At 71.6% G+C, this 22,448-nt stretch carries 17 protein-coding genes; 16 read left to right on the top strand and 1 reads right to left on the bottom strand.

What is annotated here, in order from left to right; genetic code table 11:
- The first annotated feature begins 156 nt into the window (after positions 1-156).
- The 8 genes from BC793_RS50040 (at position 157) to BC793_RS45900 (ending at position 9,155) form a co-directional block, all read left to right on the top strand.
- Positions 157-504 (top strand): hypothetical protein, encoded by a 348-nt coding sequence (locus BC793_RS50040; protein WP_158319568.1) that lies wholly within the window; start codon positions 157-159, stop codon positions 502-504.
- A gap of 56 nt (positions 505-560) precedes the next feature.
- A complete protein-coding gene (locus tag BC793_RS45925) occupies positions 561-1,784 on the top strand; it encodes a YcaO-like family protein (protein ID WP_158319567.1) in 1,224 nt (407 codons plus the stop codon).
- Positions 1,777-3,102: a TfuA domain-containing protein gene (locus tag BC793_RS45920; RefSeq protein WP_109602956.1), complete on the top strand. Its 1,326-nt coding sequence runs from the start codon at positions 1,777-1,779 to the stop codon at positions 3,100-3,102. Before BC793_RS45925 ends, BC793_RS45920 begins: the two co-directional genes overlap by 8 nt.
- Positions 3,099-5,243 carry a B12-binding domain-containing radical SAM protein gene (locus BC793_RS45915; protein ID WP_109602955.1) on the top strand — a complete coding sequence of 715 codons (2,145 nt, stop codon included), beginning with the start codon at positions 3,099-3,101 and terminating at the stop codon, positions 5,241-5,243. The genes BC793_RS45920 and BC793_RS45915 overlap by 4 nt, the downstream gene beginning before the upstream one ends.
- A 58-nt stretch (positions 5,244-5,301) precedes the next feature.
- A complete protein-coding gene (locus tag BC793_RS50035) occupies positions 5,302-5,457 on the top strand; it encodes a hypothetical protein (RefSeq protein ID WP_158319566.1) in 156 nt (51 codons plus the stop codon).
- A 98-nt stretch (positions 5,458-5,555) separates the two neighbouring features.
- Positions 5,556-8,444: an ATP-binding protein gene (locus tag BC793_RS45910; RefSeq protein ID WP_109602954.1), complete on the top strand. Its 2,889-nt coding sequence runs from the start codon at positions 5,556-5,558 to the stop codon at positions 8,442-8,444.
- Between the two features lie 40 nt (positions 8,445-8,484).
- Positions 8,485-8,742: a type II toxin-antitoxin system Phd/YefM family antitoxin gene (locus BC793_RS45905; RefSeq protein WP_109602953.1), complete on the top strand. Its 258-nt coding sequence runs from the start codon at positions 8,485-8,487 to the stop codon at positions 8,740-8,742.
- A gap of 2 nt (positions 8,743-8,744) precedes the next feature.
- Positions 8,745-9,155, top strand: coding sequence for a type II toxin-antitoxin system VapC family toxin (locus BC793_RS45900; RefSeq protein ID WP_109602952.1), 411 nt, complete (start codon positions 8,745-8,747; stop codon positions 9,153-9,155).
- A 6-nt stretch (positions 9,156-9,161) separates the two neighbouring features.
- Here the strand turns inward: BC793_RS45900 and BC793_RS45895 are convergent, their stop codons facing one another.
- Positions 9,162-9,806, bottom strand: coding sequence for an MBL fold metallo-hydrolase (locus BC793_RS45895; protein WP_109602951.1), 645 nt, complete (start codon positions 9,804-9,806; stop codon positions 9,162-9,164).
- A gap of 196 nt (positions 9,807-10,002) precedes the next feature.
- On the opposite strand from BC793_RS45895, the gene rsgA reads away from it, so the two are divergent.
- The 8 genes from rsgA to whiA all read left to right on the top strand — a co-directional run bounded on the left by rsgA (position 10,003) and on the right by whiA (position 22,136).
- On the top strand, positions 10,003-11,052 hold the full coding sequence (gene rsgA / locus BC793_RS45890; protein WP_109602950.1) for a ribosome small subunit-dependent GTPase A: 1,050 nt from the start codon (positions 10,003-10,005) through the stop codon (positions 11,050-11,052).
- Between the two features lie 273 nt (positions 11,053-11,325).
- A complete protein-coding gene (locus BC793_RS45885) occupies positions 11,326-13,131 on the top strand; it encodes a YfhO family protein (RefSeq protein ID WP_239170714.1) in 1,806 nt (601 codons plus the stop codon).
- A gap of 102 nt (positions 13,132-13,233) precedes the next feature.
- Positions 13,234-16,170, top strand: a complete 2,937-nt coding sequence (uvrA, locus tag BC793_RS45880) for an excinuclease ABC subunit UvrA (RefSeq protein ID WP_109602949.1) — start codon at positions 13,234-13,236, stop codon at positions 16,168-16,170.
- A gap of 224 nt (positions 16,171-16,394) precedes the next feature.
- A complete protein-coding gene (locus BC793_RS45875) occupies positions 16,395-16,919 on the top strand; it encodes a Rieske (2Fe-2S) protein (protein ID WP_109602948.1) in 525 nt (174 codons plus the stop codon).
- Positions 16,920-17,063: 144 nt separating this feature from the next.
- On the top strand, positions 17,064-19,019 hold the full coding sequence (gene uvrC, locus BC793_RS45870; RefSeq protein ID WP_109602947.1) for an excinuclease ABC subunit UvrC: 1,956 nt from the start codon (positions 17,064-17,066) through the stop codon (positions 19,017-19,019).
- A 75-nt stretch (positions 19,020-19,094) separates the two neighbouring features.
- A complete protein-coding gene (gene rapZ / locus BC793_RS45865; protein ID WP_109602976.1) occupies positions 19,095-19,997 on the top strand; it encodes an RNase adapter RapZ in 903 nt (300 codons plus the stop codon).
- On the top strand, positions 19,994-21,013 hold the full coding sequence (locus tag BC793_RS45860; RefSeq protein WP_109602946.1) for a gluconeogenesis factor YvcK family protein: 1,020 nt from the start codon (positions 19,994-19,996) through the stop codon (positions 21,011-21,013). The genes rapZ and BC793_RS45860 overlap by 4 nt, the downstream gene beginning before the upstream one ends.
- A 142-nt stretch (positions 21,014-21,155) precedes the next feature.
- Positions 21,156-22,136: a DNA-binding protein WhiA gene (gene whiA, locus BC793_RS45855; RefSeq protein WP_093610439.1), complete on the top strand. Its 981-nt coding sequence runs from the start codon at positions 21,156-21,158 to the stop codon at positions 22,134-22,136.
- The last annotated feature ends 312 nt before the right edge of the window (positions 22,137-22,448 follow it).

Here is a 22,448-nt window from a genome sequence, read left to right as displayed (position 1 = left end):
CGTCCCGTGCCGTCGCCCGCACTTGTCTTGCCCGGCCGGTCCGGCGGTTCCTAGCGTCGATGTCACGCCACCGCCGCTTCCCGGCCCGGCACCACGGCCCCACCGGCTCCACCGGGCCGTTCCACATTCGTAGTTGCACCCGGAAGGACGTGTGTCATGAGCACCGAAGACTTCTCCGAGTTCGACCGTGCCTACCAGAGCCTGCTGGCGAAGGTCTGGGGCGACGAGGCGGCGCTGGCCGCTCTGCTCGCCGACCCGAAGCGGTTCGCCGTCGAGGCCGGCCTGCCGGTCGACCCGGCCGCGACCGTGACGGTCGACCGCACCCAGCCGGAGGAACTGCTGACCCGCACCGAGATCCTCCAGGCGTTCAACGGAACCCCCGGGACGCACGTGCTCCGCGTCCCGGAGCACGCCCCGATCGACCTCAGCGAGCTCACCGACGACGACCTCGAGCTGATCGCGGCCGGCGGCAACAACAACATCAACCTCTACCAGTCGAAGTGACCGGCCGGCCGGCGCGGCCCCCGTCGCGCCGGCCGCCACCACCGGGGAGGACACTCGTGCCGACCATCGTCAACGATCACCCGACCCGGTCCGGGTCCTACCGGGCGGCGCCGGCCGAGCAGACCTGGGAGCGGATCCGCCCGCTGCTGTCGCACTTCGGCATCACCCGGGTCGCCGACATCACCGGCCTGGACGAGGTCGGGCTGCCGGTGCACGTGGCGTACCGGCCCACCGGACGATGCCTGGCGGTCACCGTCGGCACCGGTCTCACCCCGGTGCAGTCCCGGGTCGCCGCGACGATGGAGAGCATCGAGGGCTGGCACTCCGAGAACCCCCGGATCGCTCCGGCCGTCCGCGCGCCCGCCGACGACCTCGACCTGGGCTACGACCCGCGCCGCCTGCATCTGGCCCCACGGTCCCCGCTCACCGGCCGGACCGTACTCGACTGGATCCCCGGCCGTGGCCTGCTGACCGGCCGCACCCACCTGGTGCCGTACGACCTGGTCTACCTCGACTTCACCGTCGCGCCCGGCGGCAACCTGGGCCCGTCCGCGCCGAACGACGTCCTGTTCACCCCCACCAGCAGCGGGCTGGCCACCGGCAACACCGCGGCCGAGGCGACCCTGCACGCGCTGCTGGAGCTGGTCGAGCGGGAGTGCATGACACCGTATGCGGTCTCGGCCCTCGCCGACCGCCGCTACGTCGACCCGGACACCTGTGCCGACCCGTCGGCCGTCCAGGTGCTCGCGGCGATCCGCGGCTCGTCCAGCTGGGTCGAGGTGGTGGACCTGACCGGCCCGGCCGGGCTGCCCTGCTACGGCGCGTCGATCTGGGACAACTCGATCCCGATGACCTTCGGCGGTTTCGGATGCCACGTCGACCCGGGCCGCGCGGTCGGCCGGGCGCTGGCCGAGGCCGCCCAGTCCCGGCTGGTCACCGTGGGCGGGGCCCGCGACGACATCGCCGGTGAGGTGTACGCGCCGGCCGACCCGTACGCCGACCCGCCGCCGGTCGTCGACGCGCCCCGCGAGCCGGTCCGCCCGCCGGACCCGGCGGTGACCGCCCTCGGCCAGGATCTGGAGGCCCTCGTGCGGCTCGTCGCCGGCCGTGTCCGGGACTGGACCGGCCACGAGCCGTTCGTCGTCGACCTGACCCACGACGACATCGGCATCCCGGTCAGCCGGGTGATCGCACCGGGCCTGCGCCTGGTCGACGACGCCGCCCTCTCCCAGCGGCCGGCGGCCGACCTCCCTCAGGGGCCGGGGGCCGGCCGTGGCTGACCTGCTGTTCCTCGGGCCCAGCCTGCCCGCCGCCGAGGCCGCCGCACTGTTGCCCGGCGCCCGGATCCTGCCGCCGGTCGGGCACGGCGACCTGCTTCGTCTCGCCCCGGGCCCCGGCGACCGGGTCCTGATCGTCGACGGCTTCTTCATGCACCGGCCGCCGGTCCGGCACCGGGAGATCCTGCTGCTGCTGGAACGCGGCGTCACCGTCGCCGGAAGCAGCAGCATGGGCGCCCTGCGCGCCGCCGAGCTCTGGCGGTACGGCATGCGCGGCGTCGGTGACGTGTTCGCGCTGTACCGGGACGGCGTCGTCACCGGCGACCACGAGGTGGCCGTGGTGCACGGCCTCGACGAGGACGGCTACCGGCCACTCAGCGAGCCGCTCGTCAACATCCGGATCGCGGTCCGGGACGCGACCCGGGCCGGCGCGATCGGCCCGGACGAGGGTGCCGCGATCCTGGCGGCCGCCGCCGAACTGCCGTTCCGGCTGCTGACCTGGCGCTCCCTGGCACTGCACGCGGGCGCCGCGATGGACCGTCTCCAGCTGTGGCTGGCGGACCACCCGGTCGACGCGAAGGCCGACGACGCGCGGCGGCTGCTACGGGCCGCGGCGGCCGGTGACCCGGCGCTGTGCCCGGCCGGCCCCGCCGACGAGCCGGTCCGGCACGTGCACACCACCTACCTGGAGGGCTGGCGTTCCCGGTACGAGCAGACCAAAGGGGTCAGTGAGCTGGAGCTGCTGGTGACCCTGCGGGTGCTGCACCCGCAGTTCGCCGAGCTGCACCGCGCCCGGGTGCTGGCCGGCTTCAGCGGCGCCCGGCCGGACGATCCCGGACTGGAACAGCTGGCCCTGTCGGCCGCCGGCCGGCTCGGCCGTGGTATCCCGGTCCCGGACGGCTCGTGGCTGACCCGGGACGAGACCGCTCTGCCGGCGGCGGAGGCGACGCTGCGGCTGCTGGTCCGCAGTCTCGGCACGGCGGAGACCCGGCAGATCTCGGTCGCGATGATCCCGCCGGAGCTGCGCCGTGACGACGTCCTCGCCGTCGCCCGCCAGGTCGTCGTGACCGCCAAGGCGATCCAGGCGAACCTGTCCCGGCGGCAGGGACGGCCGGCCCGCTTCCGGGCCCAGGTCGCCGACGCGGTCCTGGCCGCCCAGTGGGGCTGCGACCCGGCCGGCCTGACCGCCGCCGCCTGGGACCGCGGATTCCGTGACCGGGAGCAGCTCCGTGAGCTCGCCGGCTTCCTCATCGGCTACCTGCGGGTGCTCCGGGCCCCCTGGTTCCCCCCGACCCGACCCCTCGAGGTGGTGCACCAGTGATCGACAGCCCGAACGCGGCCCTGATCTACCCGCCGCTGACCGACCCGACGTCCGGATACCACTCGCTGAACTACCTCGACTCGTACGCCCGGTCGGTGGGGCACCGCCCGGCCACCGTCATCGACGCCAACATCGAGGCCTTCCACCACTCGTACACCCCGTCCGCGCTGGCCTGGCTCGACCAGGCGCTCAGCCGGGCCCGGGCCACCGCCGACCTCGGCGAACGCGCCCACCTGCTCCAGGCGGGTACCCCCGACCCGGAGGGGATCCGTGACGCGGTCGCCACCTTCCAGGACCCGGAGCGGTTCTACGACCTGGACGCCTACCACCGTGCGGTCGACGGGGTGTCGGCGTGGATGAACTGTCTCGGCGCCGCCGGCTACCCGGGCCAGTTCGAGAACGGCTTCCAGCTGCATGCGCCCCGCGAGATCGAGGTCGGGTCGCTGCGTGCCCTGACCGACCCGGCGGTGCTGTCCCGCCTGAGCCGGCCGTTCCTGCCGTACTACCAGGAGTCGCTGCTGCCCCGGCTGCGGCGGGGGAACTTCGACCTGATCGGGATCAGCATCACCTACCAGTGGCAGCTGCCGTTCGCGCTGTGGCTGGCCCACCTGATCCGTCAGGAGATGCCGGACGTCTTCCTGATCACCGGTGGCACCGAGGTCTCCGACTGCTACAAGAACCTGCGCGAGCCGCGGCGGCTGTTCGAGCTCTTCAGCGACTTCGACGGGCTCGTCGTGGGGGAGGGCGAGAGCGCGTACACCGAGATCCTCGACGCGCTCGGCGCCGGCACACTGCCGACGAAACACCCCAACGTGCGCCTGCACCCGAAGTACGGCGCGGTCCGCGCACTGCCGATGCTGCACTACGAGAAGCTCGGTGAGCTGCCCACCCCGGACTTCAGCAACCTGCCGTGGGACAGCTACCTGAGCCCGACCCGGTTCGTGTACTACTCGCCGACCCGGGGCTGCTACTGGAACAAGTGCACGTTCTGCGACTACGGGCTGAACACCGACGGGCCGACCAGCCCGTGGCGGCAGGACACCGTGGACCGGATGATCCGCGACGTCGAACAGCTGTCGACCTTCGCGCAGTTCGTCTACTTCTCGGTGGACGTGCTCGCGCCGGCGGCCATCCTGCGGTTCGCCGAGAAGGTGGTCGAGCGGGGCATCGACGTGCGCTGGGGCGCCGAGATCCGGCTCGAGAAATACTGGTCGGACGAGCGGTGCGAGCTGCTGAAACGGGCCGGCTGCACGGCGATCTCGGTGGGTTTCGAGTCCGGCAACCAGCGGATCCTCGACCTGATCGACAAGGGCACCAGACCCGCGCAGGTACGGCAGACGATGGCCTCGATGCATCGCGCCGGGATCGGCGTACAGATCATGGGCTTCACCGGTTTTCCGACCGAGACCCTCCAGGAGGCCCGGGACTCGGTGAGCTTCCTGCGGGACAACCGTGACCTGTGGACGTTCGGTGGTCTCGGCGAGTTCGTGCTCACCCCGGGTGCCATCGTGGCCAAGCAGCCCGACCGGTTCGGGATCACCGGGATCCGGCCCTTCGAGGGCGCCGACATCAACCGGAGTCTGCTGTTCGACGAGCCGATCACCGAGCGGGCGCGCGACGAGGTGCTGGCCGACAAGCTCGGTCTCTACATGGGTGAATACCCGCGACCGTGGGTGAGCAGCACGGACACCCCGCACACGTTCTTCTACCACGACCGGTACGGCACCGGCGTCCGCGATCTGCTGGAACGCAGCGTGCGGCGCGGGCCGGAGGACGAGGAGCGGGAGTTCGTGGTCGACGGCGAGTTGCTGACCGACCCGGATCCGGAGGTGCTCGCCCGGCTCGCCGAGATCCAGGGCAACACCCCGGAGGATCCGGCCGGGCGGGTGGCGTTCCGCCGGGCCGACGGGCGGGTCCTGCTGCTGCCCCGCCGCACGCTGCCGTTCCTCAGGATCTTCACCGGGCCGGTGACCCTGGCGGACGCGCGCCGGCGGGCCTGGATGCTGCCGGAACCGGCCGCCGACCGGATCTGGGACTACCTGATCGCGCGCCGGGTGATCCGCCGGGTGCCGGTCACCGCCGCGCCGGGAGACAGCAAACATACGTGCAACGCACCCATGCCCGGACGTGCCGCCGCGTGACAGGGTCTTCCCATCAGCCAAGACACGGCGGGGCCAGCGGCCCGGGGGAGGCACCACCATGAACGAGAAGAAGAGCACACGCGGCCCGAAGAACCGGCTGCGCCTGGCCGTGGTGCTGGTGGCCACCGCGAGCTTCGTGGCCGGGGCCGTGTCGGTGGGCGCGCCGGCACAGGCCAGCGGTGGCACCGGCTGCTGCATCGGCCTGCCGAAATAGCCCTACCGGCCGTCCCGGCGCCCGTTGCCGCCGCCGGCTGCCCGAAGGCGGCGGCAACGATGGACATCTACATCCGGTGAGCAATAAGCTACCCGCTGATGCCGACCTTCTGCGGACGCACCAGCCTGCTCTCACAGATCGGCGACGCGCTGTCCCGTACCCGGCAGGGTCAGGGCGGCAGCATCTTCCTGCGCGGTGAGAGCGGCGCCGGCCGGTCCCGGTTGCTCGCCGAGGTGGGCCGGCTCGCCCGGACCGACATGGTCGTGCTGCGCGGGCGTGCCAGCGGGATCACCCCGACCACACCGTTCCGTCCGCTCGCCGAGGCGCTCCTGCAGTTCACCCGCTCGGCCGGCGCCCACGCCGCGGACGCTCTCGGCCCGTACCGTCTGGTCCTCGGCCGGCTGATCCCGGAGTGGCGCGATCCGGCCGTCGGTCCGGAGGAGCAGTCGCTGATCGTCCTGGCCGAGGGCGTGCTGCGGCTGCTGGCGCTGGCCGGCCGGGAGCGGGGCTGCCTGCTGCTGCTCGACGACCTGCACGACGCCGACGCCGAGACCCTGACGATCGTCGACTACCTCGCCGACAACCTGGCCGATCAGCCGGTCACCATGGTGGCCGGCCTGCTCGACCAGGAGTGCCACGCGCTCGACGTGGCCCGGTCGGCCGCCCAGCGGGGCGCCGCCGACCTGCTCTGGCTGCCCCGTCTCAGCAGTGACGAGCTGCGCGAGTTCGTCGCCGGCCGGCTGGACTGCCCGGTCACCCGGGTCGGCGACGACCTGTTCGACCTGGTGTGGCAGCCCAGCGCCGGGAACCCGGCGCTCGCCGGGGAGCTGCTGGACGGCCTGCTCGACGCCGGTCACCTGGTCGCCGGGCCGGACGGGTGGCAGTTGGCCGGTCGCCCGCCGGCCGGCATCCCCGGGTCGCTGTCCCGCCGCCTGGCGCGCCGGCTGGAGAACAGCCCGCCCGAGCTGCGCCGGCTCCTGCCGGCGGCCGCCGTCTTCGGCGAACGGTTCCCGACCGCCGCGCTGCCGGCGATGACCGGCCTGAGCGAGCACGATCTGACCGCCCGGCTGCACCACGGCCTGGCCGCCGAGCTGATCCAGCCGATCGCCGACACCCCCGGGTGGTACGCGTTCCGTCATCCGGTCACCGCCGAGGCCCTGATCGAGTCCCGTCCGGCCGGCACCATCACGGAGCTGGCCCGGCAGGCCGCCGAGACGGTGGAGAAACTGCACCCCGGCCTGCCCGGCACGCTCTGCCAGCTGGCGGCCCGGCTGCGCCGGCAGGCCGGGGACCACGACGGCGCCGGCCGTCACCTGATCGAGGCGGCGTCCCGGGCGCTCGCCGACGGTGCCGCGGCCTCCGCCGTCGACCTGCTCGAGCAGGCCATCGCCCTGGCCGCGGACCCGGCCCTGCACGCGGACGCCGGCGAACGCCTGGTGCAGGCGCTCGTCGAGGCCGGCCGGATCGACCGGGCCATGCGGATGATGCCGGAACTCGACGGTCTCGGCGGCGGGCTGAGCCGTCAGCGGCTGGCCGTCCTGCACACCCGGCTGGCCTGGGCGGCCGTCTTCGCCGCCCGGACCGCCGACGGGCTGGCCCAGGTCGCCGAGGCCCGCCGGCAGCTCGGCGCGGACGCCACCCCGACCGAGACCGCGGCCATCGACGTGGTGGCCGCCCACCTGATCATCGAGCTGCCCGGCCCGGAACAGGTCGGCAAGGCCGAGGACCTGGCCCGGCAGGCGGCCGCGATCGCCGAGCGCCACGACCTGCCGGTGGTGGCCTGCCAGGCGTGGCAACTGCTCGGCATGCTGGTCCGGCAGCGCAACACCGACGAGGCCACCGCCTGCCTGGAGCATTCCCGGGAGCTGGCGGTCCGGCACGGGCTGCGGCTGTGGGAGGTGCACGCCCTGGTCCGGCTCGGCAACGACGACGCGGCCCGCGACGGCAACCTGCGCCGGCTGCGCCAGGTCCGCCGGGACGCCTGGTCGATCGGCGCGGTGACCGCCGCACACCAGGCCGAGGCGAGCATCGCCCTCCAGGTCGCCCTCCAGGGCGGCTACGCCGAGGCCGAGGAGATCGTCGCCCAGACACTGCCGGCCACCACCCGGCTCGGGATGGTCGAGACGGCCGGGCACCTGTGGCAGACCAGCGCCGTCGTCGCCGCCCACCAGGGCCAGCGCCGGGAGATGGAGAACCGGCTGGCCGAGCTGCGGCGCTACCGGCCGGACACCCCGACCGACGCCAAGGTGTACGGCCTGGCCCGGGTGTTCTGCTCCCTGCTGGAGGAGGACCGGCCGCGGGCCGCCGACGAGATGGGCGGCGCGCTGCGGGCCGACGGCGGCAACCCGGCACTGTCCCCGATCAACGGCCGGGCCGGTCTCGACCTGCTGCTCCGGGCCCTCACCGGCGACCTCGGCGACCCGGCCGCCCTGGACGACGGCTCGGACGGGGTGCGCCGCCTGCGCTGGAACCGGCAGTTCGCCGAGATGGCCCGTGCGGTGCTGCTCGGGCGGCGCGGTGACCGGGCCGGTGCGGCAGCCTCGGCGGCGGAGGCGATCCGGGCCGCGGAGCCGTACCCCCTGGCCGGGAACCTGACGCTGCGGCTGGCGTCGGAGGCGGCGCTCGCCGACGGCTGGGGCGACCCGGTCACCTGGCTGCGCCGGACCGAGGAGTACTTCCACGAGTCGGAGCACGCCGCGGTGGCGCGGGCGTGCCGGGCACTGCTGCGCCAGGCCGGTGTCTCGGTGGGTCAGCGGCGCGACGGGGTGGACAACATCCCGGCCGCCCTGCGGGAGCGGGGCGTCACCGTCCGCGAGTACGAGGTGCTCGACCTGATCGCGGCCCGGCTCGGCAACCAGGAGATCGCGAGCCGCCTGCACCTGTCACCGCGCACGGTCGAGAAGCACGTGGCCCGCCTGATGGCCAAGACCGACCGCCCGGACCGGGCCGCCCTCCGCGACCTGGCCCGGACCCTCCGCACCGCCTGACCGGGTACTGTCTAGTCTGTCTAGACAGAACGGAGACGTCATGCATTGGCAGGTGCAGGAAGCCAAACAACGGTTCAGCGAAGTGCTACGCGCTGCCGAGGCGGGCGAGCCGCAGATCGTCACCAAACACGGTGAGGAGATCGCGGTCGTGATCGACATCACCGAGTACCGGCGGCTCCGTGGCGAGCAGATCGGCCTGATGGAGTACCTGCGCGCCGACCCCGTCGACGACATCGACCTCGACGCCGAGATCGACCGGCCGCGGGAGCAGCCGCGCGACATCGACCTGGCCGGCTGACCTTGGCCTACCTGCTCGACACGAACGTGGTTTCCGAGCTCCGCAAGAAATCCCCGCACTCACGGGTCGCGGAGTGGCACGCCGCTCATTCTCGTGCTGTCGTCTACCTCAGCACCCTGGTGGTCGGGGAGATCCGGCGCGGCATCGACCGGCTTCGCCCGCGCGACCCCGGGCAGGCGGACATCCTGGAGAGCTGGCTGACCGGGCTGACGATCTCGTACCGGGAACGTCTGCTGCCCGTGACGGCCCCGATCGCCGAGGAGTGGGGCCGGATGAGTGCGATGACTCCGGCACCGCCGATCATCGACGGTCTGATGGCCGCGACGGCACGTGTCCACGGTCTGACTCTCGTCACTCGCAACGTCGCGGATGTGGCGGCGACCGGTGTCCCGGTGATCAACCCGTTCGACTGAACGGGGTCACCAGCCGCGGGTGCGCCACTCCGGGAGGGACGGGCGCTCGGCGCCGAGGGTCGAGTCTCTGCCGTGGCCCGGGTAGAACCAGGTGGCGTCGCCGAAGCGGCCGAAGATCTTCCGCTCGACGTCGCCGAGGAGGGACTCGAAGTTCTTCTTCACACCGCGGGTGTTGCCGACGCCGCCGGGGAACAGGCTGTCGCCGGTGAACAGGTGCTCGCCCCGGTAGGACAGCACGATCGAGCCGGGTGTGTGGCCGACCACGTGGATCACGTCGAGGACGTGGCCGCCGACCTCGACGGTGTCGCCGTCGGTCAGCGTGCGGGTGACCACCGGGATCTCCGCGGCGTCGTCGGCGTGCGCCAGTGACTCGGCGCCGGTGACCTTCACCACCTCGGCCAGGGCCTGCCAGTGGTCGCCGTGGCGGTGGGTGGTCACCACGGTGCGCAGCCCGGCCGGGCCGATCAGATCGAGCAGGGTGCCGGCGTCGTCGGCCGCGTCGACCAGCAGCTGCTCGCCGCCGGCGCTGAGCAGATAGGCGTTGTTGTCCATCGGGCCGACCGACACCTTCGTCAGGGTCAGGCCGCCACCCAGATCGCGGACCGCGGGCTCGCCGCCACGGACGACGTCACCTGTGTAGTCAGTGCTCACCCGCCGACCCTATCCGGGTCCCGCGGAAATCGCTTTCGCCCGCGGTGACCGCGGTCGTACCGTCGGTGGCAGACGCGACGATCAACCCGCGGAGGAGGTGAGGACCGTGCCGTTCGCAGTTGCCGCGTCCCTTCACCCGGGGGCCTTCGCCTGATCAGCAGGCCGTGCCGCCCTCTTGAGACCGTAAAGGGTTCCCATGTCGTACCCCCTGTCCCAGCTCGGCTGGGACGACCATTTCGCATCCCTCTACCAGCGGTTCGACCGGGCCGACGCGACGCCGGGCCGGGTGCTGCGCACCGACCGCGGCGTCTGCACCGTGCTCACCACCGACGGCGTCACCCGGGCCACCCTGGGCGGCTCCGTCATGATCGACATCGCCCGTGACCCCGCCCTGATGCCGTGTTCCGGTGACTGGGTGGTGCTGCGCCGCTGGCCGGACCGGCGGACCACCCTGGAACTGGTCCTGCCCCGGCGCACCACACTGATCCGGCGCACCGCCGACAAGGACGCGTCCGGCCAGGTGCTCGCCGCCAACATGAACACCGTCGCCGTCGTCGAGCCGATCCATCCGGAGCCGGACGACGCCCGGGTGGAGCGGCTGCTCGCCCTCGCCTGGGAGTCCGGCGCCGACCCGCTGCTGGTCCTCACCAAGACCGACACCACCCGGGACCCGTCCGCGATAGCCCGGCAGGTCGCCGCCCTGGCGCCCGGCGTCCCGGTGCTGCCGGTCAGCGTCCAGCGCGGCACCGGCCTCGCCGAGCTGCGCGGGCACGTCGGCCCCGGGCGGACGCTGGCCCTGCTGGGCCGGTCCGGCGCCGGCAAGTCGACTCTGGCGAACGCGCTGGCCGGCGCCACCGTCATGCCGGTGCAGGCGATCAGGGACGCGGACGGCAAGGGCCGGCACACCACCGCGTACCGCAATCTGGTGGTCCTGCCGGACGGCGGAGCGGTGATCGACACGCCGGGCATCCGGGGTGTCGGTCTGCTCGACACCGAGGGTGGCCTGGAACGCGCCTTCGCCGATGTGATCGGCCTGGCCGGCGGCTGCCGTTTCGACGACTGCCGGCACGAGGCCGAACCGGGCTGCGCGGTGCAGGCCGCTCTCGCCGACGGCTCACTGCCGCCGCGGCGCCTGGCCAGCTGGCACAAACTCCGCCACGAGGTCGAGGTGGAGAGCGGTCGGCGATCCGCGAGGTTGGCGCGGCCCCGGCGGATCCCCGCGCCCCCGAGTTCCCGGCTGTTGTGAACCTCATTCCGTACGGTCTACGCGGCGTCCCCCGGCAGTCCGGGCGGACGTGGCTGCCCACTCCCGGCGGTCAGGCGGCCGCCGGGCGGTTGCGTGGTTGTCCGGCTGGCTCCCACCGCTGTCTCAGCGCCGCTGAGACAGCGGTGAGGACCAGCCGCGGGGTCGCGGCGGAACCGGGCAGACCGGGACGCGCGGCTGAAGCGGGTGTGAACGTCCGCCGTCGCGGGGACGCCGGCGGGCGGCGATGTGGAGCACGAGCGCCGTTCTGGCAGAATGCGCCCGGTGCACGCGGCGGATGAGATGACCGATAAGCAGGCGACCCAGGTTGCGGAGGACGCCGAGCAGGCGGCTCCGGAGACCCCCAGGGTGCGGTGGCGCTGGGCCGAGACCGGGCTGATGCTGGGGTTCCTCCTCCTCGGCGTGTTCGTGATGATCAAGCTGTGGATCGATCCGAACGGCCGGGTGCTCCAGGGCAACGACTCCGACCACGGGATCTTCCTGTTCATGCTCGCGCACGCCGAGCGGGTGGTCTTCGACGGCGGTCCGCTGTTCTACGAGGACCGGTTCAACGTCCCGTTCGGCGTGAACATGATGGCGAACACGTCCATCCTCGCGCTGGCGCTGCCGCTGGCACCGGTCACGCACTTCCTCGGTGGCGGCGTGACGGTCGTGCTGCTGATGACGCTCGGCCTGGCCGGCACCGCCGCCGCCTGGTATTGGGTGCTGTCCCGGCCGCTGGGCCGCAGCCGGGTGGCCGCCGCGATCGGCGCCGCCTTCGCCGGTTTCGGGCCGGCCATGGTGTCGCACGCGAACGGGCACGTGAACTTCGTCAACAACTACCTGCTGCCGTTCATCGTCTGGCAGGTGCTGCGACTGCGGGAGCCCGGCCGGGCCTGGCGCGGCGGTGTCATCCTCGGCCTGCTGATCGTCGTGCAGATCTTCATCAACGAGGAGGCGCTGCTCTTCGTCGCGCTGACGCTCGGCATCTTCGCGGTCAGTTACGCGCTGATGGAGCGGGCCGAGGCGAAGCGGGTGTGGAAGCGGTTCGTCGGCGGGCTCGCGGTGGCCGCGCTCACCTCGGGTGTGCTGGCCGCCTACCCGCTGTGGCGCCAGTTCTTCGGCAAGGGCACCTACCACGGGCAGCCGTTCGACCCGTCCAAGTACGTGATGGACCTGGCGTCGCCCGGCGCCTATGCGCGGAACTCGCTGTTCGGCATCGGGGCGATCACCCGCCGGCTGAGCGTGAGCGCGACCGAGGACAACACGTTCTGGGGACCGTTCGGCCTCGTGATGATCATCGTGTCGATCGTGATCCTGTGGCGTAACTCGGCGATGCGGGCCACCGCGATCGCCGGAATGGTGCTGCTGGTCATGTCGTTCGGCCCCAAGCTCCAGGTGGCCGGTTTCCGGACCGACGTGCCGCTGCCGTTCGCGCTGATCAAGCACGTTCCGGTGATCGACCTGGTGAGCGTCAGCCGGTTCGCGATGGTGCCGTCCATGGTCGCCGGGGTCCTGCTGGCCTTCGCCTACGACCGGATCCGGGAGTACCCGGAGAAGACCCGCCGGCGATTCAAGATCGGGCTGGTGCTGGCCCTGGTGCCGCTGATCCCGCGGCCGCTGCCGGTGTTCGAGGGCACGCCGATGCCGGAGTTCATCACCGCCGGGCTCTACAAGCAGTATGTGCCGGAGGGCCGCACCCTGATCACGGTGCCGATGCCGGAGGTCACGACCGGCCGGACCGGGCAGCGCTGGGCCACCCTCAACAACCTCGACTACGCCACGCCGCGCGGGTATTTCATGGGCCCGGCCGAACCGCCGGAGAACAACACCGGCTCGTGGTCGGCGCCGTCGCGCTACACCTCGTGGATGTTCAAGAACGTCGGCCGTACGGGTGAGGTCCCGGAGATCACCCCGTGGCGCCGGGCACAGGTCGAGGCGGACCTGAAGTACTGGCGGGCGGCGGTCCTGGTGCTGGTGCCGGACGAGAAGCACACCCCGGCGCTCCGGACGCTCCTGGTCGACCTGTTCGGTCAGCCACAGCTGGTGGGCGGCGCCGAGATCTGGAGAGTTAACTCGTAGGAGTGAGCAGGCCGGTGCGGGAAATTGTCATACCCCGTAGCTAGAGTGTCTGCTCGACTCATACACCTGTACGGGTGCGATCCAAAAGCGGAAGGGCTGGCCGTGGCCGACCGACTGACAATCCGTGGCGCTCGCGAGCACAACCTGCGCGACGTCAACCTCGACCTGCCCCGCGACGCCATGATCGTCTTCACCGGTCTCTCCGGTTCGGGCAAGTCCAGCCTCGCCTTCGACACGATCTTCGCCGAGGGACAGCGGCGCTACGTCGAGTCCCTGTCGTCGTACGCGCGGCAGTTCCTCGGCCAGATGGACAAGCCGGACGTCGACTTCATCGAGGGCCTGTCCCCGGCGGTGTCGATCGACCAGAAGTCGACGAACCGCAACCCGCGCTCCACCGTCGGCACGATCACTGAGGTCTACGACTACCTGCGGCTGCTCTTCGCCCGGACCGGCATCCCGCACTGCCCGGTCTGCAAGGAGCGGATCAGCAGGCAGACCCCGCAGCAGATCGTCGACCGGGTGCTGGCGATGCCCGAGGGCACCCGTTTCATGGTGCTGGCCCCGGTGATCCGCGGCCGCAAGGGGGAGTATGTCGATCTCTTCGCCGAGCTGCAGGCCAAGGGCTACGCGCGGGCCCGGGTCAACGGGGTGGTGCACCCGCTCACCGAGCCGCCGAAGCTGAAGAAGCAGGAGAAGCACACCATCGAGGTGGTGATCGACCGGCTCAGCGTGAAGGCGTCCAGCAAGCAGCGCCTCACCGACTCGGTCGAGGCCGCGCTGGGGCTGGCCGGCGGCATCGTGCTGCTCGACTTCGTCGACCTGGCCGAGGACGACCCGGAGCGGGAGCGCCGCTTCTCCGAGCACCTGGCCTGCCCCAACGACCACCCGCTCGCCATCGAGGACCTGGAGCCGCGGGTCTTCTCCTTCAACGCGCCGTACGGCGCGTGTCCCGAGTGCTCCGGCCTCGGCACGAAGAAGGAGGTCGACCCGGAGCTGCTGATCCCCGACGAGGAGAAGAGCCTGCGGGAGGGCGCGATCCAGCCGTGGGCCGGCGGCACCACCCAGGAGTACTTCCTGCGCCTGCTGGAGGCACTGGCGAGCGCCGAGGGCTTCACGCTGGACACCCCGTGGCGGGCGCTGCCCAGCCGGGCCCAGAAACTGATCATGTTCGGCGCCGACGACCAGGTCCACGTGCGGTACCGGAACAAGTACGGGCGGGAGCGCTCGTACTACACCGGTTTCGAGGGTGTGGTGCAGTGGATCGAGCGGCGGCACACCGACACGGAGAGCGACTGGTCGCGCGAGAAGTACGAGGGCTACATGCGCGACGTGCCCTGTTCGGTCTGCGGTGGAGCCCGGCTCAAGCCCGAAGTGCTGGCGGTGACGCTGGCCGGCAAGAACATCGCCGAGATCTGCAACCTGTCCGTCGGCGACTGCGCCGACCTGCTCGCCTCGTTCGAACTCGACGAGCGGCAGAAGATGATCGCCGAGCGGGTGCTCAAGGAGATCAACGCACGCCTGCGCTTCCTCATCGACGTCGGCCTGGACTACCTCTCCCTGGACCGTGGCGCCGGCACCCTGTCCGGCGGTGAGGCGCAGCGCATCCGGCTCGCCACCCAGATCGGCTCGGGCCTGGCCGGCGTGCTCTACGTGCTGGACGAGCCGTCGATCGGCCTGCACCAACGGGACAACCTCCGGCTGATCGAGACCCTGAAGCGACTGCGTGACCTGGGCAACACGCTGATCGTGGTGGAGCACGACGAGGACACCATCCGGACTGCGGACTGGGTCGTCGACATCGGCCCCGGCGCGGGCGAGCACGGTGGCCACATCGTGCACAGCGGCTCGGTGGAGGGTCTGCTGGCGAGCGAGAAGTCTCCGACCGGCGCCTACCTGTCGGGGCGCAAGTCGATCCCGGTGCCGGCCACCCGCCGCCCGCAGACCGACGGCCGTGAGGTCGTGGTGCACGGGGCGCGCGAGCACAACCTGCGCAACCTGACCGTGCCGTTCCCGCTGGGCCAGTTCATCGCGGTCACCGGGGTCAGTGGCTCGGGCAAGTCGACGCTCGTCAACGACATCCTGCACACCGTCATGGCGAACCAGATCAACGGCGCCCGGCAGGTTCCCGGCCGGCACACCCGGGTGACCGGGCTGGAGCAGGTGGACAAGGTCGTCGGGGTGGACCAGTCGCCGATCGGGCGGACCCCGCGGTCCAACCCGGCCACCTACACCGGTGTCTTCGACCACATCCGCAAACTGTTCGCCGAGACGACCGAGGCCAAGGTCCGGGGGTACGGTCCGGGCCGGTTCTCGTTCAACGTCAAGGGCGGCCGCTGCGAGAACTGCTCGGGTGACGGCACCATCAAGATCGAGATGAACTTCCTGCCGGACGTCTATGTCCCGTGCGAGGTGTGCAAGGGCGCCCGGTACAACCGGGAGACCCTGGAGGTGCACTACAAGGGCAAGACCATCTCCGAGATCCTGAACATGCCGATCGAGGAGGCCGCCGACTTCTTCTCGGCCCTGCCGTCGATCCACCGGCACCTGCGCACCCTGGTCGAGGTCGGCCTGGGTTACGTGCGGCTGGGCCAGCCCGCGACGACCCTGTCCGGCGGTGAGGCGCAGCGCGTGAAACTCGCCTCGGAGCTGCAGAAGCGCTCCACCGGGCGGACCGTCTACGTGCTCGACGAGCCGACCACCGGCCTGCACTTCGAGGACATCCGCAAGCTGCTGCTGGTGCTCAACGGCCTGGTCGACAAGGGCAACACGGTGATCACGATCGAGCACAACCTGGACGTGATCAAGTCGGCGGACTGGCTGATCGACATGGGCCCGGAGGGCGGCAGCAAGGGCGGCCTGGTGCTGGCCACCGGGCGGCCCGAGGAACTGGCCGAGGTGGCGGAGAGCGCGACCGGGCAGTTCCTGCGCACCATGCTGGGCCTGACCGGGAAGCCGGCCGGGGCCTCGGCGGCCACCGGCCGGGCCGCGAAGGCCAACGGGACCCGGACCACCCGGTCGCGCGCCAAGGCCACCGCCTGATTTAGAAGATTCTTAGACGCCTCTCAGCCGGCGCACCCGGTTGGTCTCCTAAGGTCTGCCGGGTGCCCCGCTGTTCGGCACGCTCCGGCAAATGGGTGGGTCGAACACGGAGGAAGCGGGAGAATCTCCGCTTGGCACGTTGAACTGATCGTGGGCCTCGATCCGTATTCCGGGGCGACTCCGCGTGACATTGGCGGCAGAAGACAGGTAGTGGAGGGCGACAAATGACTGACGTGCAGCCGAGGACCGACGCCGAGATCCAGCAGGACCGTACGGGCTCCACCTCGACACGCCGCGTCGTCCTGATGGGTGCCGGCGGGCTCGGCATGGCCGCGGCCCTGGGGGCCTGCAGCACGGACTCCAGCGGCACCAACCCGAACGGCACCGACTTCAACAACAACCCGGTCCCGGCGGGCAGCGAGGGCACCGAGGCCGGCAGCACCGGCGCCGGCAGCGGCTCCGCCGGCGGCACGGTCCTGGTGGCCGCGTCGAAGGTGGCCGTGGGCGGCGGCGTGATCCTGGACGATCTGGTCGTCACGCAGCCCAGCGAGGGCACCTTCAAGGCGTTCAGCAAGCTGTGCACGCACCAGGGCTGCCCGGTCAGCAAGATCCAGGGCGGTCAGATCAAGTGCACCTGCCACAACAGCGACTTCTCCATCGAGACCGGTGCGCCCACCGCCGGCCCGGCGCAGAAGCCCCTCACCGAGACTCCGGTGACCCTGGACGGCGACAACGTCGTCATGGCGTAGCCGTACCCCGGCTGCTCTGACGGATCATGGTCGGGCTCCGTCGCCGTTCGGCGCGGAGCCGGACCATGATCGAGATGTTGGTCACCCTCGCCGGCGGGCTTTCGGCCGGACATTCCTGTCAGAGGGTCGCACTAGTGTTGAGCCGTGCCTGACCCGTCCAGCTACCGGCCAGCGCCCGGGACCATTCCGGACGCTCCCGGCGTCTACCGTTTCCGCGACCCGACCGGCCGCGTCATCTACGTGGGCAAGGCCAAGAGCCTGCGCAACCGGCTGAATTCCTACTTCGCCGACGTCTGGTCGCTGCACGCGCGCACCCAGCAGATGGTCACCACTGCCGGCAGTGTGGACTGGGTCACCGTCGGCACCGAGGTCGAGGCGCTGCAGCTCGAGTTCTCCTGGATCAAGGAGTTCGACCCCCGCTTCAACGTCAAGTACCGGGACGACAAGTCGTATCCGTTCCTCGCCGTCACCCTGGACGAGGATTTCCCCCGCCTGCAGGTGATGCGCGGCGCCAAGCGCAAGGGCGTGCGCTATTTCGGGCCCTACTCGCACGCCTGGGCCATCCGCGAGACCCTCGACCTGCTGCTGCGGGTCTTCCCGGCGCGCACCTGCTCGGCCGGCGTCTTCAAACGGGCCCACCAGATCGGCCGGCCCTGCCTGCTCGGCGACATCGGCAAGTGTTCGGCCCCGTGTGTCGGCCGGGTCAGCCCGGCCGAGCACCGCGACATCGTCGACGACTTCTGCGACTTCATGGCCGGGCGGACCGACCTGTTCCTCAAGCGGGTCGAGCGGGAGATGTTGCAGGCCTCCGAGGAGCTGGAGTTCGAGCGCGCGGCCCGCCTCCGTGACGACCTGGTGGCCCTGCGCCGTGCCCTGGAGAAACAGACCGTCGTCCTCGGCGACGGCACCGACGCCGACATCGTGGCCTTCGCGGAGGACCCGCTCGAAGCGGCCGTCCAGGTGTTCCACGTGCGCGGCGGCCGGGTCCGCGGCCAGCGCGGCTGGGTGGTGGAGAAGGTGGAGGACCTGACCACCGGCGACCTGGTCCACCACTTCTGCACCCAGATGTACGGCGAGGAGCACGGCGAGAACGACGTGCCCCGTGAGCTGCTGGTGCCGGCGCTGCCCGACGACGCCGAGGCACTCTCCGACTGGCTCTCCGAGCACCGTGGCAGCCGGGTCAGCCTGCGGGTCCCGCAGCGCGGCGACAAGCGGTCGCTGATGGAGACGGTGGCGCGCAACGCCGCCGAGGTGCTCCAGCGGCACAAGCTGCGCCGGGCCGGTGACCTGACCACCCGTAACAAGGCGCTGGAGGAGATCGCCGAGGCGCTCGCCATGGAGGGTGTGCCGCTGCGCATCGAGTGCTTCGACGTGTCGCAGATCCAGGGCACCGACGTGGTCGCGTCGATGGTGGTCTTCGAGGACGGGCTGGAGCGCAAGAGTGAGTATCGTCGCTTCATCGTCCGCGGCAACGCCGACGGCAGCGGGATGGACGACCTGTCCGCGATGAGCGAGGTGATGCGGCGGCGGTTCGCCCGTTACAAGGCGCTCGCACCGGCCGGGGAGACCGACGGCGAGCCCTTGGCCGAGGGGGAGCTGCCCGGCATCGACCCGCTGACCGGCAAGGCGCGCCGGTTTGCGTACCCTCCGCAGCTGATCGTGGTCGACGGCGGTCAGCCGCAGGTCAACGCGGTCGCCGCGGTCCTGGCCGAGATGGGTGTCACCGACGTGGCGCTGTGCGGGCTGGCCAAGCGGCTGGAGGAGGTGTGGCTGCCGGCCGACGATTTCCCGGTCATCCTGCCGCGCACCTCGGAGGCGCTCTACCTGCTCCAGCGGGTGCGTGACGAGGCACACCGGTTCGCCATCACCTTCCACCGGCAGCGCCGGTCCAAGCGGATGACCGAGTCGGCGCTGGACGAGGTGGCCGGTCTGGGCGAGGTTCGCCGCAAGGCTCTGCTGCGGCACTTCGGGTCGCTGAAACGGGTGGCCGACGCCACTCCCGAGGAGATCGCCGAGGTTCCCGGCATCGGTCTGAAGACGGCGGAATCGGTGCTGGCGGCGCTGCGTTCACCCGAGACGGGGAAGACTGCGGGGCGGTGACGCCCGGCGGCCTACCATGTTGTGTCCGCCGATCAGCGCGGGCGTGATGACGCAGGAGGCGTGGTGACCGAAGCGATGCCGGACCTCGGGCCCGACGAGGTGGTGGAGCCCGACGAGGCGGGGACCGACCTGGTGGTGGTGACCGGTCTGTCCGGCGGTGGCCGCAGCACGGTGGCACGTGCGCTGGAGAATGTCGGCTTCTACGTGGTCGACAACCTGCCGCAGGCCTTGATGCTGGAGATGGCCGAGCTGGCCTTCGCCGCCGGGGGCGCCGCACGGCGTACCGCGATGGTGCTGGACGTGCGCAGCCGTGCCTTCTCCACCGACCTGGCCGGCGCGGTGCGTGCGCTGAAGGAGCGCGGCTACTCGCCGCGGGTGGTGTTCGTGGACGCCGACGACGAGGTGCTGATCCGGCGGTTCGAGTCGGTGCGGCGCTCGCACCCGCTCCAGGGTGACGGGCGGCTGGCCGACGGGATCGCCGCCGAGCGCAAGCTGCTGGCGGAGGCCCGCGAGCAGTCGGATGTGATCATCGACACCAGTCACCTGAACGTGAATCAGCTCCGCCGCCGGGTGGAGGAGCTGTTCGGCGGGGAGGACTCGCGCCGGCTGCGGATCACCGTGCTGTCCTTCGGCTTCAAGTACGGCCTTCCCCCGGACGCCGACTACGTGCTGGACGCCCGGTTCCTGCCGAACCCGTTCTGGGTGCCGGAGCTGCGCGAGCACACCGGCCTGGAGGAGGGGGTGAGCAGCTACGTTCTGGGCCAGGAGGGGGCGACCGACTTCGTCGCCACGTATGCCGGCCTGATCGCGGCCACCGCCCCCGGTTTCGAGCGCGAGGGCAAGCGTTACCTGACCGTCGCGATCGGCTGTACCGGCGGCAAGCACCGCAGTGTCGCGATCGCCGAGGAGCTCGCCTCCCGGCTGGACGACATGCGCCTGTCCGCGCACACCTCGCACCGTGACCTGGGGCGCGAGTGACGGCGATCCGGGTGGTCGCCTTCGGCGGCGGACACGGTCTGGGCGCTTCGCTGCGAGCCCTGCGGCACAGCGCCCACGAACTGGACCTGGAGATCACGGCGATCGTCACCGTCGGTGACGACGGTGGCTCCAGCGGCCGTCTGCGGGTCGAACGGGACGCGCTGCTGCCGCCCGGCGACCTGCGGCAGGCGCTGGCCGCGCTGGCCGACGACCACCCCACGCACCGGCTCACCGCGAGACTGATGCAGCACCGGTTCGCCGCGATGTCGATGGCGATGCCGGAGCACGCCGCCGCCGGGCGCGGGCCGCGGATCGAGCGCCGGGCCGACCGCAGCCAGGACAGCCTGGCCGGGCACGCGGTCGGCAACCTGCTGCTGCTCGGGCTGATCGAGATGCTCGGCGACCCGGTGGCCGCGCTGGACCACGCCGCCGAGATGGTCGGCGCGCGGGGCCGGGTGCTGCCGATGGCCCGGCACGCGGTCGGCATCGAGGCCGACGTGCTGGCCGCCGACGGCAGCCGGGTCACCGTCTCCGGCCAGCACTCGGTGGCCGTCGCGGACGGGCGGGTGGCGTCGTTGCGGCTGGTGCCGGAGGACCCGCCGGCGTGCCCGGAGGCGATCGAGGCGGTGCGCGCCGCCGACTGGCTGATCTTCGGGCCGGGCAGTTGGTATACGAGTGTCCTGCCGCATCTGCTGGTGCCGGAGCTGGCCGCGGCGATCGTGGCGAGCCCGGCGCGCCGGCTGGTCACCCTCAATCTCAGTCCCGACCGGGAGACGGCCGGGCTGTCCACCGCCGATCATCTGGCGGCCCTGCACTGGTACCTTCCACAGCTCCGGGTCGACACGGTTCTGGCCGACGCGAAGTGGGTCGGCGAGCCGGAGCCGGTTCGGGTCGCCGCGCAGGCGCTCGGAGCGGACCTCGTTCTGGTACCCGTGGCCGTTGCGGACGGCAGCCCACGGCATGATCCTCAGTCATTGGGTGCGGCCCTGGTGCCAGTATTGGGCGCCACTCGTTGATTACTGACGTAGTGCGGCACACACCGAGGCTTGTTCTCGACCCACCCCGGGCCCCGGTGCTGCCGAAAGTGGAAAACGACGGTCTCCACCGTCGTGAACGAGGCTCAGTTGTTCAAGATCCGGCGCATGAGGTGACAACACGATGGCGATGACGGCAGCGGTCAAAGACGAGCTGAGCCGGGTCGACGTGCCCAAGCCCTGCTGCCGGCGGGCGGAGATGGCGGCTCTGCTGCGCTTCGCCGGGGGGTTGCACATCGTCTCCGGCCGCGTGGTCGTCGAGGCGGAACTGGACACCGGCGCGGTGGCCCGGCGGCTGCGGCGGGAGATCGCCGACGTCTACGGATACCCCAGCGAGGTGCACGTGCTGGCCTCCGGTGGGCTGCGCAAGGGCAGCCACTACATCGTCCGGATCGTCAAGGACGGCGAGGTGCTGGCCCGCCAGACGGGGCTGCTCGACGTGCGCGGCCGTCCGGTCCGCGGCCTGCCGCAGCACGTGGTGAGCGGCAACGTGTGCTGCTCGGTGGCGGCCTGGCGGGGCGCATTCATGGCGCACGGATCGCTCACCGAGCCGGGCCGCTCCAGCGCGCTGGAGATCACCTGCCCGGGCCCGGAGGCGGCGCTCGCGCTGCGCGGTGCGGCGCGCCGTATCGGCATCACCGCGAAGGACCGCGAGGTGCGCGGCGTGGACCGGGTGGTGATCAAGGACGGCGACGCGATCGCCGCGCTGCTCACCCGGGTCGGCGCGCACTCCAGCGTGCTGGCCTGGGAGGAGCGGAGGGTACGCCGTGAGGTGCGCGCCACCGCGAACCGGCTGGCCAACTTCGACGACGCGAACCTGCGGCGCTCGGCCCGCGCGGCGGTCGCGGCCGCGGCCCGGGTCACCCGGGCGCTGGAGATCCTCTCCGAGGACGCGCCGAACCATCTGACGTCCGCCGGCCGGCTGCGCCTGGAGCACCGGCAGGCGTCGCTGGAGGAACTGGGCGCGCTGGCCGATCCGCCGCTGACCAAGGACGCCATCGCCGGCCGGATCCGGCGGCTGCTGGCCCTGGCCGACAAGCGGGCCCGCGACCTCGGGATCCCGGACACCGAGGCGGCCGTCACCCCGGAGATGATGGCCTGCTGAGAGGTGATCCCGATCACCTCGATCGGGGGACCTTCGGACCTTATCGGGTGCGGCCACCCGGGCCAGGCTGATGACGTCGTCGGTAACGTCGCTGTGATCCGTTTAGGTAACGTTCAGGTCGCGCCCCGCCGCTTCGGGGGTGTGTGGACTCGGATAGTGTCACGGGTGACGGCGACGCTGCCGGCAGTCCGGCCGAGCCCCCCGTCATCGAAGTTCTGGGTGCGGCGCCGGACGCCTTTTTGTCGGCCGTCCCTACGGTCGGCATGCAGACCCCTCCGCCGGTCGCAGAATCCGGCGGACCGAAACGAGGAG

The organism is Actinoplanes xinjiangensis, from assembly GCF_003148685.1.
Classification (GTDB): domain Bacteria; phylum Actinomycetota; class Actinomycetes; order Mycobacteriales; family Micromonosporaceae; genus Actinoplanes; species Actinoplanes xinjiangensis.
Note: the sequence above shows the minus strand (reverse complement) of the source record. Positions and strands in the feature narration are given on the sequence as shown.